We start from the raw sequence: 13,351 nt of genomic DNA, 5'->3' as shown, positions 1-13,351 counted from the left end.
CTCCCTAAAAAAGGTGCCCACCGAGTGCACGTTTCTGATCCACGTCTATATCTCTGAACGCATCCACGCTAAGCCGCCACCTCGGGGCCGGTCAAGCAGGCAAACCCGCAACACGGAGGCGGATTTCACCCCTCCGCGCGACACTTGACGCAACACGTCAGCGATCCTTAGCGTGTCCATGGATGTGAATGTCGTACACGCATACGGCCGCCGGGCGGAGCTCCCGCCATGGCGCATCGGCCCGCACCGAGGAGACCCCCGCATGCCCGCACCCCGCACCGTTCTGCTCACCGGCGCCGCCGGCGGACTCGGCACCCTGATGCGCGGGCTGCTGCCCCGGTACGGCTACGAACTGCGCCTGCTCGACGTGCTCCCGGTCGAGGGCGAACCGGACGCGATCACCGCGGACCTCGCCGACCGGGCGGCGCTGCGCGAGGCGGTGCGGGGCGTCGACGCGATCATCCACCTCGCGGGCATCTCCCTGGAAGCCTCCTTCGACAAGATCCTCAAGGCGAACATCGAGGGGACGTACAACCTGTACGAGGCGGCGCGCGAAGAGGGCGTACCCCGTGTCGTCTTCGCCTCCTCCAACCACGCGGTCGGATTCACCCCGCGCCCGCAGGGCGACGATCCCCTGATCCCGGTCGACACCCCGCGCCGCCCGGACACCTTCTACGGCCTGTCCAAGTCCTTCGGCGAGGACCTGGCGCAGTTCTACTGGGACAAGCACGGCATGGAGACCGTCTCGGTGCGCATCGGGTCCTGCTTCGCGGAGCCCACCAGCGTCCGCATGCTCTCGGTGTGGATGAGCCCCGAGGACGGGGCCCGCCTCTTCCACGCGGCCCTGACCGCCGACGGCGTGGGACACACGGTCGTCCACGGCTCGTCCGCCAACACCCGCCTGTGGTGGGACCTCTCGACCGCGCGGGCCCTCGGCTACGAACCCCGCGACGACTCCGAGCCGTACGCCGAGAAGCTCGTCGCCGAACAGGGCGACCTCGACCCCGACAACCCGGACCACGCCCACCTGGGCGGCCACTTCACGACGCACCCGCCGATCTGGCCGTACTGACGCGGCGGCGGGAAGCGGGACGGCGGGCGGGCACCGAACGGGCCCGCCCGCTCCCGTGTTCGGGCACGGACCCTGCCCGATCCCCCCTCCTCACCCGCTCCGCCCCAGGTCCGCCGCGGGCAGCCACGGCGTCGAACGGGCACAGCCGGGCAGCATCGGGCATGCAACAGGCCTGGTCAGTGGCCGGTACCCGCTGTAGAACTTCCCTCAAGGGCTCCACCGGGCCCGAACGGGCAGTGCGCGACGGAGCGCGAGGGAGCGGGTGACGGCGATGACGGCGGAAGAACGGCAGCGCGAGATCGTCCGGGCCGCGCGCCGCACGGGCTCGGTCGACGTCACCGAACTCGCCGGCGAACTGGGCGTCGCCAAGGAGACCGTACGACGCGATCTGCGCACCCTGGAGGACCACGGCCTGGTCCGTCGCACCCACGGCGGTGCCTACCCCGTGGAGAGCGCCGGTTTCGAGACGACGCTCGCCTTCCGGACCACGAGCCACGTGCCCGAGAAGCGCCGTATCGCCGCCGCCGCGGCCGAGTTGACCGGGGACGCCGAGACGGTCTTCGTCGACGAGGGATTCACCCCGCAGCTCATCGCCGAAGCACTGCCCAGGGACCGGCCGCTGACCGTGGTCACCGCCTCCCTCGCCACGGCCGGAGCGCTCGCCGAGGCCGAGAACACCAGCGTCCTGCTGCTCGGCGGCCGGGTCCGCCCCGGCACGCTCGCGACCGTCGACCACTGGACGACGAAGATGCTCGCCGGCTTCGTCATCGACCTGGCGTTCATCGGCGCCAACGGCATCTCCCGCGAGCACGGCCTCACCACCCCCGACCCGGCGGTCAGCGAGGTCAAGGCACAGGCGATCAGGGCCTCCCGGCGCACGGTCTTCGCCGGTGTGCACACCAAGTTCGGCGCCGTCAGCTTCTGCCGTTTCGCCGACATCAGCGCCCTGGAGGCGATCGTCACGAGCACGCTGCTCCCGGCGTCCGAGGCACACCGCTACTCGCTGCAGGGCCCGCAGGTCATCCGCGTCTGAAACCCGACCCACTTCCCTCTCCACCCCATGTGAAGACCCGACTCACCCACTCCGGGGCACCCCCATGCCTCGCTCCGCCCCTTGTCTCCCGATTCCTCCAGGAGTGATCCATGCGAACCCCGAGCCGACGGAGGCCGCGCGCACTGCTCGCCGCGGCCGCCGCAGGGACGCTGCTCACCCCGCTCCTCTCCGGCTGCTGGACCGGAGCGGGCGGGACGGGCTCCGGCGGGAACTCCATCAACGTCCTGATGGTCAACAACCCGCAGATGGTCGAGCTGCAGAAACTCACCAAGGCCCACTTCACCCGAGAGACCGGCATCAAGGTGAACTTCACCGTGCTGCCGGAGAACGACGTCCGCGACAAGATCAGCCAGGACTTCGCCAACCAGGCGGGCCAGTACGACGTCGCCACCCTGTCCAACTACGAGATACCGATCTACGCCCGCAACGGCTGGCTGCACGAGATGGACTCGTACGTACGCCAGGACAGCGGGTACGACGAGCAGGACATCCTGGGGCCCATGCGGCAGTCGCTGACCGCCGCCGACGGAAAGCTCTACGGACAGCCGTTCTACGGCGAGTCGTCCTTCCTGATGTACCGCAAGGACGTGTTCGCCGCGAAGGGCCTGACGATGCCCGCGCACCCCACCTGGGGCCAGGTGGGCAAGCTGGCCGCCGCGGCCGACGGCGCCGAGTCCGGCATGAAGGGCATCTGCCTGCGCGGACTGCCCGGCTGGGGCGAAGTCATGGCGCCGCTCACCACCGTGGTGAACACCTTCGGCGGCACCTGGTTCGACAAGGACTGGAAGGCGCGCCTGGACTCCCCCGAGTTCGAGAAGGCGACCAGGTTCTACGTGAACCTCGTGCGCGAACACGGCGAGTCCGGCGCGGCCCAGTCCGGCTTCGCCGAGTGCCTCAACAACATGACCCAGGGGAAGACGGCCATGTGGTACGACGCCACCTCCGCCGCGGGCCTGCTGGAGGCCAAGGACTCCCCGGTCAAGGGCAAGCTCGGCTACGTACCGGCGCCGGTCGAGAAGACCGAGTCCTCCGGCTGGCTCTACACCTGGGCCTGGGGACTCCAGAAGGCCTCGCACAACTCGGACAAGGCCTGGAAGTTCATCTCCTGGGCCTCCGGCAAGGGATACGAGCAACTGGTCGGCGACACCGCGGGCTGGGCGAACGTCCCCGCGGGCAAACGCGCCTCGACCTACACCAACGCCGCCTACCGCGAGGAGGCCGGGGCCTTCCAGGACATGACCCGCGAGGCCATCGAGGGCGCCCGGCCCCGTGACCCCGGCGTCCAGCCGCGCCCCGCGCCCGGCATCCAGTTCGTCGGCATCCCCGAGTTCACCGACCTCGGCACCAAGGTCTCGCAGGAGATCAGCGCGGCCATCGCCGGACGCCAGTCCGTCGACTCGGCGCTGAGGAAGTCCCAGAAACTCGCCGAGAAGATCTCCAAGGAGTACGAGGGACGATGACCGCCACGACCACGGCCCGCGTGGCCGCTCCTCCCGTACGCACCCTTCGGCGGCCGTCCGCCCGGCTGCGCTCCTGGGCCACCCGCGGCCCCCTGCTCCCGGCCCTGATCTTCATGATCGCGGTGACCCAACTGCCCTTCGTGGCCACGCTGGTGATCTCGTTCTTCGACTGGAACGCCCTCTACCCGAAGGCCCGCCACTTCACCGGCCTCGGCAACTACACGGACGTGCTGAGCGACGCCGATCTGCGGCACTCCGTCTGGACGACGATCCTGCTCACCGTCACCGTCGTCCTGGTCAGCCTCGTCCTCGGCCTGGTCCTCGCCCTGCTCCTGGACCGGAGGTTCCGGGGCCGCGGCATCGTCCGCACCCTGCTGATCGCCCCGTTCCTGGTCGTCCCGGTCGCCGCGGCCCTGCTGTGGAAACACGTGCTCTACAACCCCGAATACGGCCTGCTCAACGGGCTGTTGCACTACGTCGGCGGTCCCCAGCCCGACTGGATCTCCACCACCCCGCTGCTCGCGGTCGAGGCATCCCTGGTCTGGCAGTGGACGCCGTTCATGATGCTGATCCTGCTCGCCGGCCTGCAGAGCCGCGACCACCAGCAGATCGAGGCGGCGCGGGTGGACGGCGCGAACGACTGGCAGGTCTTCCGCCACCTGACCCTGCCGCACCTGCGCCGCTACCTCGAACTGGGCGCGCTCCTCGGCTCGATCTACATCGTCCAGAACTTCGACGCGGTCTTCACCCTCACCTCCGGCGGCCTGGGCACCGCCAACCTGCCCTACACCGTCTACCAGAGCTTCTACCAGGCCCACGAGAACGGCCTCGCCTCCGCCGCGGGCGTCCTGGTCGTCATCGGCTCGATCGTCATCGCGACCTTCGCCCTGCGCGTGGTGTCGTCCCTGTTCCGCGAGGAGGTGTCCCGCTGATGAGCGCGACCGTGACACACGTCCGCCCCCGCCGCGCCAAAGGAGCCGGCCTGGGCCTGGCGGCCTGGGTGCTGGGCGTCGTGTTCTACCTGCCCATCGCCTGGATGGCGCTGACGTCCTTCCACTCCGAGTCGGACGCCGCGAAGAACCCCCCGTCCTTCGGCGCGGCCCTGACGCTCGACGGCTACCGGGAGTTCTTCGGTACGGGCGGCGGCGCGAGTCCCTGGCCCGCGCTCGTCAACTCCACCGTGGCGTCGGTGGCCTCCACCCTCCTCGTCCTGCTGCTGGCCCTCCCGGCGGCGTACGCGCTCTCGATCCGCCCGGTGAGGAAGTGGACGGACGTCCTGTTCTTCTTCCTGTCGACGAAAATGCTGCCGGTGGTGGCGGGTCTTCTCCCGATCTACCTCTTCGCCAAGAACACCGGCATGCTCGACAACATCTGGCTGCTGGTCATCCTCTACACCTCCATGAACCTGCCGATCGCGGTGTGGATGATGCAGTCGTTCCTCGCCGAGGTCCCGGTCGCGGTGATCGAGGCCGCGCAGATCGACGGCGCGCGGCTGCCGACCGTCCTGGCCCGTGTCGTAGCCCCCATCGCCCTCCCCGGTATCGCGGCGACGGCCTTGATCTGCTTCATCTTCAGCTGGAACGAGTTGCTCTTCGCCCGGGTGCTCACGGGCGTGGTCGCCGAGACGGCCCCCGTCTTCCTGACCGGATTCATCACCAGTCAGGGCCTGTTCCTGGCGAAGGTGTGCGCCGCGTCGCTCGTCATCTCCCTGCCGGTGCTCGCCGCGGGGTTCGCCGCCCAGGACAAGCTGGTCCAGGGACTGTCGTTGGGAGCCGTGAAATGAAGGCCGCAGTCATCGAGTCCGTCGGCCGCGCGGTCGTCGCCGAGGTCCCGGACCCGACGCCGGGCCCCCGCGAGGTCGTGGTCGAGGTCGCCGCCTGCGGTCTGTGCGGCACCGATCTGCACATCCTCCAGGGCGAGTTCGCCCCTGAGCTGCCGATCGTGCCGGGCCACGAGTTCGCGGGCGAGGTGGTCGGCGTCGGCACCCGGGTCACGGAGCTCACGGTCGGCGACCGGGTGGCCGTCGACCCCTCCCTGTACTGCCACGAGTGCCGGTACTGCCGTACGGGCCACAACAACCTCTGCGAACGGTGGGCCGCGATCGGCGTGACCACCGCGGGCGGCGCCGCCCAGTACGCCACCGCCCCCGTCGCCAACTGCGTGAAGCTCCCCGAGCACGTCGGCACCCAGGACGCGGCCCTGATCGAACCGCTCTCCTGCGCCGTCCGCGGCTACGACGTCCTGCGGTCCCGGCTCGGCGCCCACGTCCTCGTCTACGGCTCCGGCACGATGGGCCTGATGATGCTGGAGCTCGCCAAGCGCACCGGCGCGGCGAGCGTGGACGTCGTCGACGTGAACCCCGAGCGGCTGGCCACCGCCCGGCTGCTCGGCGTCTCCGCGTCGGCGGCGAGCGCCGACGAACTGGACCGCCCCCAGGGCTGGGACGTGGTCGTCGACGCGACGGGAAACGCGGCGGCGATCCAGGACGGTCTGGACCGGGTGGCGAAGGCCGGCACCTTCCTCCAGTTCGGCGTGGCCGACTACGCGACCCGGGTCACCATCGACCCGTACCGCGTCTACAACCAGGAGATCACCATCACCGGCTCGATGGCCGTCCTGCACAGCTTCGAACGCGCGGCGGAACTCTTCGCCGCCGGGGTCCTCGATCCGTCGGTCTTCATCAGCGACCGCCTCCCGCTGGCCGGCTATCCCCAGGCGCTGGAACAGTTCGCTTCAGGCGTGGGAAGGAAGATCGTCGTCGTGCCCTAGGGGGTGGTCCGAGCGGCGGGGGCGAAAGATCCTACGCCCCCGCAACTCACCCTTGGGTAAGGGAACGGTAAAGCGCCTTTGCTCGTTACCCCAGTCATGACAGCTATGACCCCCGGCTCGAACATCCCTCTCCCCGTCTCCCGCGTGACGGTGGACGTCACCGCACCGGTGCGGCTCGACGTGTCGAGCCTGCTGCTCACCGCCGACGGCAAGGTGCGCTCCGACGAGGACTTCATCTTCTACAACCAGCCCTCCGGCCCCGGCGTGACCTACCGCTCCGGCGGCGGCACGGCACCGGACGCGATCACGGTCGACACGACCGCGGTTCCCCCGGGCATCGAGAAGATCGTCGTCACCGCGAGCCCCGACGCCGCGGGCCAGTCGTTCCAGGGCATCGAACCCACCGCGACGATCCGCAACGCGGACGACAACACGGTCCTGGCCACCTTCACCCCTCCCCAGCTGGGCACCGAGACGGCCCTGGTGATCGTCGAGGTCTACCTCCGCAACGGCGCCTGGAAGGCCCGCGCGGTCGGCCAGGGCTACGCGAACGGCCTGGCGGGCATCGCCACCGACTTCGGTGTGAGCGTGGAGGAGCCGGCTCCGGCCGCCCAGCCGGCGGCCCCAGCCGCGCAGCCCCCGGTCACGCCCCCGGCCCCGGCCGCGGATCTCCGCCTCACCGCCCCGCCGGCCCCGGCCGCTCCCCCGGCTCCCCCCGCGGCCGCCCCCGCCGCCACCGGCAAGATCAACCTCGACAAGGGCCGGGTCAGTCTCCAGAAGAACCAGACGGTCTCCCTGGTCAAGGGCGGCCGCCCGTTCCTCGCCAAGGTCCAGATGGGCCTCGGCTGGGAGCCCGCGTACGGCGGCAAGGACATCGACCTGGACGCCTCGGTCATCGCGTACGGCCCGCAGCGCAACCACATCGACAGCTGCTACTTCGGCAAGCTCTCGATCGTGAACGGCGCGATCAAGCACTCCGGCGACAACCTCACGGGCGAGGGCGGCGGGGACGACGAGGTGATCACCGTCGACCTCGGCCGCCTCCCCCAGGAGGTCACCGGCCTGGTCTTCACGGTCAACTCCTTCTCCGGACAGAAGTTCACCGAGGTGGCCAAGGCCTACTGCCGCCTCCTCGACGCCGCCACCGGCGAGGAACTCGTCCGCTTCGACCTCACCAACGCCGAGGCCCAGACGGGCGTCATGATGGCCAAGCTGATCAAGCAGTTCTCCGGCGAATGGGAAATGACCGCCCTGGGCGACTTCGCCAAGTCCCGCACGGTCCGGGGCATGGTGAAGCCGGCGGCCCAGTCCCTCTGACCGGGGCCTTCGCCCCGGCGAACGCCGTGCGGCCCGCACCGAAGTGCGGGCCGCACCTGCCGATCAGGTCCGGGAACCGTACGCGTCGCCGCGGCCCGGAAGCCGCGGCCGTCGCTCAGGCCCAGGGCCAGTCCGCGTCCCTCGCCGACTCCAGCAGGGGAACCATCCGGAAAGCCGCGTCCGAGAGCCCTCCGAACGTGTGTCGGTTCGCCTTGCCCGACGGGCCGTGGCCCGCGCGGTGTCCGGCGAGGTTCCAGGTGTAGACCGGTACGCGCGCCGGAACCTGCTCGGTCGGGTCGCCGTAGTGGCTGTACGTGGCCTGCTCGTCGGTGACGATGAGGACCCGGTCGTGCTTCTTGTAGTGCGCGCGGACCGCCTCGCTGGTGTTGGTGCCGCCGAGGTCGCCGAACCGCCCGATGATCTTGAGCACGGACTCGCCCTTGCGGAACTTCACCCGCTTGCTGCTGGTGCCGAACTCGACGAGATCGGCGTCCGCCGCCCGCAGCGCGAGCGCCGTGCCGAAGATCGCCGCCGCGTCGGCCCGGTTGAGCTCCGAGCGGTCGGACATCCGCGAGTAGAACATCGAGCCCGAGCGGTCCACGAGCACCAGGGTCCGGCCGGGAAGCGCGGGCACGTTGGCCAGCGAGTGGCCGAGTGCCTGCTCCAGCGGGTACGACCAGCGCAGCGACGGCGCGTGCTGGTAGGCGGCCAGGTAGCGGAACGGGAACTGCCGCGAGCGCGCGACCTCCGCCGGGTCGCTGATCTTCGCGGCGACCTGAGCCGCCACCTCGTCACTGACCCCCGCCTCGTCGAAGTTGCGCAGGTTGCGGACGAGCGCCATCGCACCCATGGACGGAATCACGGCCTCCCAGGCCGCCTTGTCCATCGGTCCCTGCAGCCAGCCGGCCAGCGCCTCCCACGTCATACCCGCGTCCGCCAGGCGCTGGGCACCGTGCGCGCCGGTCACGACCGCGCGCCGCTCCTCCGGCCGCAGCGCCATCAGATCGCGATGGGCGACGAGCACGGGCAGCGACGTGGGGACGACGGCCGTGTCCGGGTTGTGGCGCCGGTCCAGCGCGTACTGGAACAGGTCGCCCTGCCACACCTTGCCGGGGTCCGGCGCCGCGTGCACGAGGTTGAGGATGTCGCCGAAGCGGTAGCCCTTGGACGCGGTGTCGTACTTCAGCAGCGACTTGCCGCTGTAGAGACGTCGTACGGCGTCGGCGATGCCCCGCTTGACGGGCTTGGGCACGTTGCGGCCGTACCGGGACGTCCAGTAGGCGAGCAGCTCGCCCGGCTCGTCCGGACGGCGCAGCACGGAGGCGACGACCTGCCGGTTGGCGGGGCCGTCGGTGGTGCCCGCGTCGAGGCGTGCCTTCACGTACTCGGCGGCGCCCACCAGCGAGGCGGTGCGCAGGTTGCCCTCGCCGCGCAGCCAGCCGAGCAGGGCGGCGGTCCAGGAGGGGTCGGTGACGGCGAGCTCGCGCACGAGCCGGGCGAACCGGTCGTCGCGGTCGGCGCCGGTCTCGTAGAAGGTCCGCTGCGACACGAAGTCGGCGACCGCCAGGAGGAAGAGCTCGGAGCGCGCGTCGCGCTCCTGGCCCCGGCCGCCCTGATGCGTCCGCAGCACACGGCCGGTGGACGTCACGCGAGAGGTCGGCTGCGCCTTTGCCGTCCTGGTGTTGAAGCGTGCCATGGTGAATTCCCCCGAATTCATGAGTGTTTCGGAGGGAGGCACAGCAAATGGAGGGTGCCCGAGTTCAGGAGTCGGCGACGGACTTTTCCAGATGCTCTACCGATTGAGCTACACCGGCCCGAAGCCGATGACGGGACTCGAACCCGCAACCGTCCGATCCAATGAAGTAACCGTTGCCTGCGCACCGGGCACCCACCATGAGCTGCGCCTCCCGAGATCAAGTCGGCGGCGGCGTGGATTCTTTGAGAGAGAAGTAGCCGCGGCCCGCGCACCGGGAGGTGCATGAAGTTGTGGTGTCCAGAGTTCAGGCCGACGGAACCGACGTAGGTGCTCTAACCCCTGAGCTACACCGGCGCGTTGTACCGGTGGCGGGACTCGAACCCGCGGCCGCCCCATTATCAGTGGAAGTAGGTCCTGCCTTCGCACCTGGACATGCATCACTTTAGGAGGGCGGCCGCGCGTCGGGCGAGCGAATTAAATCGCCGGGAAACCGGGGGGAGTTCAGCCCCGCTTCTGACGCTTCCAGGGGCCGGTGATGGCGAGCATGATGCCCGGCACCTGGATGTTGGCGAAGAGGGTCCTGCCGTCGGGCGAGAAGGTGACGCCGGTGAACTCGCTGTACTCCGGCGCCTCGGCCGTGCCGATGTTGAGCTCGTTACGGGCGATCGGGTACGTACGGCCGCTCTCGGTGGCGCCGAAGAGGTGCTGGACGCCCTCGCCGTCCTCGGCGATGACGAGGCCGCCGTACGGGGAGACGGTGATGTTGTCGGGACCGTCGAAGGCGCCGTCGACGGAGGGGTCGGGGTTCACTCCGATGAGGACCTTCAGGGTCAGGGTGCGGCGCTTGGGGTCGTAGAACCAGACCGCTCCGTCGTGCGCCTGGCCGGGGCTCTCGGTGCGGGCGTAGGAGGAGACGATGTAGATGCCGCCGTCACCCCACCACATGCCTTCGAGCTTGCGGGCTCGGGTGACCTGGCCGTCGGTGAACTGCTTGCGGACGGACACGGTCCTGGCGTCACGGTCCGGGACGTCGACCCAGTCCACGCCGTACACCGTGCCGATCTTCGTGGCCCGGGAGAGGTCGTCGACGAACTTGCCGCCGGAGTCGAAGCACTTGAAGGCCTGGAGCGATCCGGCGTCGTCGGCGAGGGTGCGGAGCTGCCCGTGGCCGTGCTCGAAGCCCTGCGGGGGCGTCCAGCGGTAGAGCAGGCCGTTGGGGCCCGAGGCGTCCTCGGTGAGGTAGACCCGGCCGCGCCGGGGGTCGACGACGACGGCTTCGTGCGCGTAGCGGCCGAGCGCCTTGATGGGCTTGGGGTTCCTGTTGCGGCGGCGGTCCTCCGGGTCGACCTCGAAGACGTAGCCGTGATCCTTGGTCATGCCGTTCACGCCGGCCTTGTCCTCGGTCTCCTCGCAGGTGAGCCAGGTACCCCAAGGAGTGTTGCCGCCCGCGCAGTTGGTGGCGGTGCCCGCGATGCCGACCCACTCGGCGACCTTTTCCCTGCGGACCTCGACGACCGTGCAGCCGCCCGAGGCGGCGGGGTCGTAGACGAGGCCCTCGGTGAGCGGCACCGGGTAGGGCCACTTGGAGCGGGCGCCGGAGAGCTCGTGGTTGTTGACCAGGAGGGTGGCGCCGCGCGGGCCTTCGAAGGTGGATGTCCCGTCGTGGTTGGAGGGCGTGAACTCGCCCGACTCCAGCTTGGTCCTGCCGCTGTAGGTGATGACGCGGTAGGAGAACCCGGCGGGCAGCGCGAGAAGGCCCTGCGGGTCGGTGACGAGCGGACCGTAGCCGACGCCTCCGTGCCCGGCGGCCACCGATTCCCCGGCCGTGGCGTCCGTGTCCGTCTCCGTGGCGGCGAGAGCGTTGGGGGCGGTGGCGAGGGCCCCTACGCTGCCGACCAGGGCCACGCCTGCACCGGTGATCGCGGACTGTCTGGCGAAGTCCCTGCGGGTGAGCGACATGTGATGTCTCCTGTGACGGTGGGCTCGGACTGCGTGGGGGGCGGGTGGCGGCCTCGGTTCGCGGCCACACGGTCCCGCCCCCGTCTGAACGCGAGTTGAACGCCCGCCGACTTCAGGGGTCCCGCTTCCGTGAATCCACCCGACCGGCGCGGGGGAACGCGTGCCTCCGGGGAGCAGTCCGTCCGGGCGCCGGGCGCCCGGCGTCACCGGCCGCTCACCCTCCTTGCTGCGACCGTGCCTTGAACGCCGCCTTGCGGGCTTCCTTGGCGACCTTCTTGTCGGGGTGCAGCCGGCCCATGGCTTCCAGGACGTCCGGGGCGGCGGGGTGTTCGACCCGCCAGGCCATGTCGAAGAAGCCGCTGTGCTGCTGGGCCAGTCCCTCGACCAGGGCTTGGAGTTCGGTGGAGTTCCCTTCGGCGGCGAGCTGTGCCGCCACCGTGTCGATGGTGAGCCAGAAGACCATCGTCTCGGACGGCGGGGGCACGTCGGGGGCGCCGTTCTCGGAGAGCCAGACGCGGGCGAGGCCGCCCAGTTCGGCGTCGTCGAGGACCTCGCGCAGCGCGGGCTCGGCCTCGATGCCGACCAGCGAGAGCGCCTGCTGGCAGTGCAGGCGGCGCAGCGGGCCGCCCGGGTCGGCGCCGCGTGCCGCGGAGAGCAGTTCCCGGGCGGCGGGGAGCGGTTCGCGCCGGGCGAGCCACTGCTCGATCTCGGCCTGAGCGGCGGCCGGGGGGAAGCCGGCCGTCCCGTCCAGCAGCGTGTCCGCGCCCTTGTCCGCCAGCTCTCCCACCACGGGGGCGGAGAAGCCCGCCTCCGTCAGCCGGGCGCGCAGTCCGTACAGACCGAGCGGTGTCAGGCGGACCACGCCGTACCGCGATACGTCCGTGTCGTCGACGGGGGCGGCCGGCTCCTCGTCGGCGTCCGCCATCAGGGCCTCGTCGACGGGCTGGAAGTCGACGAGGCCGATGGGCTCCAGCAGCCGGAACTGGTCGTCGAGCCGCATCATGGCGTCCGAGACCTGCTCCAGGACGTCGTTGGTGGGCTCTCCCATGTCGTCGGGCACGATCATCGAGGCGGCGAGCGCGGGCAGCGGCACCGGCACCTCGCCGAGCGCGTTCTCGCCGACGGTCAGCAGATACAGATTTCCGAGCACTCCGTCGAGGAACTCGGCCTCCGCCTCGGGGTCCCAGTCCAGGGAGGAGAGGTCGATCTCGCCGCCCTCGCCCATGGCTTCGACGAGATCGTCGAGGTCGGGCACGCTCGCGTCGGCCAGCACGGTGTCGAGTGCGCCGAGCCAGACGCCGAGGACGTCCTGCGGGGCGCCGGAGGTGAGCGCGGCGAGGTCCTCGCCCGCCTCGACGGTGCCCTCCTGCTCGTCCACGATCTCGACGAGCCCGGTGTCGACGGCCACCCGCCAGGCCTCACCGGCGAAGGCGGCCGCGTCGTCGCCGGACAGGCCGAGGACACCGGCCGCCTCGGGAAGCTGCTCGTCGACGAGTTCGCCCCCCGCGCCCACCCGGGTGCCGGGGCCTGCCCAGCGGGCCAGCCGCGCGGCGCGGGAGAGCAGCGGCGCGGCGAGCGCGTCCCGCGCCAGCCGCGCCTCGGAGTGCAGCCGCACGGGCGGCAGGGAAGAGCTGTCTGACATCGGCTGAGTTCTCCTCCGAACAACCACGACAAGCAGGGCAAGCGGTTCGGGCGGGGGTTCGCCCGAAGCCGCGCCGAACGGTGGCGGGCACCGTCGACCGCGGCGGGCATCGCATCCCGCCGGGCGCCGGTGGACTCGGGAATCCGAAGGCGGCCCGGGAAATCCGTGCCAACGGCTCAGCCTAGACGGATTTCCACCCATGCCGCCCGGTTCATGTGTCCGACAGGTCTCGTACACCGCTGAAACCTTGACAACTCCCCTCACCACACACGAGATTGACGCGCGTAGAAGTTCAACGGCCATGCGGTCCGCCCACTTCTACGCGCGTCACTGGCCCGCACGCAGTGCGCGTTCCCCCCACAGTCCACCCTCGTCCCGGCGC

Annotated in this window: 10 protein-coding genes; 7 read left to right on the top strand and 3 right to left on the bottom strand. The window is 70.5% G+C overall.

What is annotated here, in order from left to right; genetic code table 11:
- Positions 1-262: 262 nt before the first annotated feature.
- The 7 genes from ACWD68_RS22010 to ACWD68_RS21980 all read left to right on the top strand — a co-directional run bounded on the left by ACWD68_RS22010 (position 263) and on the right by ACWD68_RS21980 (position 7,672).
- The gene (locus tag ACWD68_RS22010) at positions 263-1,072 is read left to right on the top strand and encodes an NAD-dependent epimerase/dehydratase family protein (protein WP_451808116.1); all 810 of its coding nucleotides are present in this window, start codon (positions 263-265) and stop codon (positions 1,070-1,072) included.
- Positions 1,073-1,343: 271 nt separating this feature from the next.
- Positions 1,344-2,105, top strand: coding sequence for a DeoR/GlpR family DNA-binding transcription regulator (locus ACWD68_RS22005; protein WP_451808115.1), 762 nt, complete (start codon positions 1,344-1,346; stop codon positions 2,103-2,105).
- Positions 2,106-2,215: 110 nt separating this feature from the next.
- Positions 2,216-3,586: an ABC transporter substrate-binding protein gene (locus ACWD68_RS22000; protein WP_451808114.1), complete on the top strand. Its 1,371-nt coding sequence runs from the start codon at positions 2,216-2,218 to the stop codon at positions 3,584-3,586.
- A complete protein-coding gene (locus ACWD68_RS21995) occupies positions 3,583-4,518 on the top strand; it encodes a carbohydrate ABC transporter permease (protein WP_451808113.1) in 936 nt (311 codons plus the stop codon). The genes ACWD68_RS22000 and ACWD68_RS21995 overlap by 4 nt, the downstream gene beginning before the upstream one ends.
- On the top strand, positions 4,518-5,369 hold the full coding sequence (locus ACWD68_RS21990; protein WP_451808112.1) for a carbohydrate ABC transporter permease: 852 nt from the start codon (positions 4,518-4,520) through the stop codon (positions 5,367-5,369). The genes ACWD68_RS21995 and ACWD68_RS21990 overlap by 1 nt, the downstream gene beginning before the upstream one ends.
- On the top strand, positions 5,366-6,355 hold the full coding sequence (locus ACWD68_RS21985) for a zinc-dependent alcohol dehydrogenase family protein (protein WP_451808111.1): 990 nt from the start codon (positions 5,366-5,368) through the stop codon (positions 6,353-6,355). Before ACWD68_RS21990 ends, ACWD68_RS21985 begins: the two co-directional genes overlap by 4 nt.
- A gap of 105 nt (positions 6,356-6,460) precedes the next feature.
- A complete protein-coding gene (locus ACWD68_RS21980) occupies positions 6,461-7,672 on the top strand; it encodes a TerD family protein (RefSeq protein ID WP_451808162.1) in 1,212 nt (403 codons plus the stop codon).
- 115 nt (positions 7,673-7,787) lie between these two features.
- On the opposite strand, the gene ACWD68_RS21975 is transcribed toward ACWD68_RS21980, so the two are convergent.
- The 3 genes from ACWD68_RS21975 to ACWD68_RS21965 all read right to left on the bottom strand — a co-directional run bounded on the left by ACWD68_RS21975 (position 7,788) and on the right by ACWD68_RS21965 (position 12,969).
- The gene (locus tag ACWD68_RS21975) at positions 7,788-9,368 is read right to left on the bottom strand and encodes a TROVE domain-containing protein (RefSeq protein ID WP_451808110.1); all 1,581 of its coding nucleotides are present in this window, start codon (positions 9,366-9,368) and stop codon (positions 7,788-7,790) included.
- A 501-nt stretch (positions 9,369-9,869) separates the two neighbouring features.
- Positions 9,870-11,327, bottom strand: coding sequence for an alkaline phosphatase PhoX (locus tag ACWD68_RS21970; RefSeq protein ID WP_451808109.1), 1,458 nt, complete (start codon positions 11,325-11,327; stop codon positions 9,870-9,872).
- Positions 11,328-11,541: 214 nt separating this feature from the next.
- Positions 11,542-12,969, bottom strand: coding sequence for a hypothetical protein (locus ACWD68_RS21965; RefSeq protein WP_451808108.1), 1,428 nt, complete (start codon positions 12,967-12,969; stop codon positions 11,542-11,544).
- Positions 12,970-13,351 lie beyond the last annotated feature (382 nt).

Source organism: Streptomyces sp. NPDC005141, from assembly GCF_053599975.1.
This window is presented reverse-complemented; position numbering and strand designations above follow the sequence as displayed.

Coding starts and splice junctions, on each gene's coding strand:
- ACWD68_RS22010 (WP_451808116.1), top strand. CDS start 263: ATGCCCGCACCCCGCACCGTTCTGCTCACCGGCGCCGCCGGCGGACTC.
- ACWD68_RS22005 (WP_451808115.1), top strand. CDS start 1,344: ATGACGGCGGAAGAACGGCAGCGCGAGATCGTCCGGGCCGCGCGCCGC.
- ACWD68_RS22000 (WP_451808114.1), top strand. CDS start 2,216: ATGCGAACCCCGAGCCGACGGAGGCCGCGCGCACTGCTCGCCGCGGCC.
- ACWD68_RS21995 (WP_451808113.1), top strand. CDS start 3,583: ATGACCGCCACGACCACGGCCCGCGTGGCCGCTCCTCCCGTACGCACC.
- ACWD68_RS21990 (WP_451808112.1), top strand. CDS start 4,518: ATGAGCGCGACCGTGACACACGTCCGCCCCCGCCGCGCCAAAGGAGCC.
- ACWD68_RS21985 (WP_451808111.1), top strand. CDS start 5,366: ATGAAGGCCGCAGTCATCGAGTCCGTCGGCCGCGCGGTCGTCGCCGAG.
- ACWD68_RS21980 (WP_451808162.1), top strand. CDS start 6,461: ATGACCCCCGGCTCGAACATCCCTCTCCCCGTCTCCCGCGTGACGGTG.
- ACWD68_RS21975 (WP_451808110.1), bottom strand. CDS start 9,368: ATGGCACGCTTCAACACCAGGACGGCAAAGGCGCAGCCGACCTCTCGC.
- ACWD68_RS21970 (WP_451808109.1), bottom strand. CDS start 11,327: ATGTCGCTCACCCGCAGGGACTTCGCCAGACAGTCCGCGATCACCGGT.
- ACWD68_RS21965 (WP_451808108.1), bottom strand. CDS start 12,969: ATGTCAGACAGCTCTTCCCTGCCGCCCGTGCGGCTGCACTCCGAGGCG.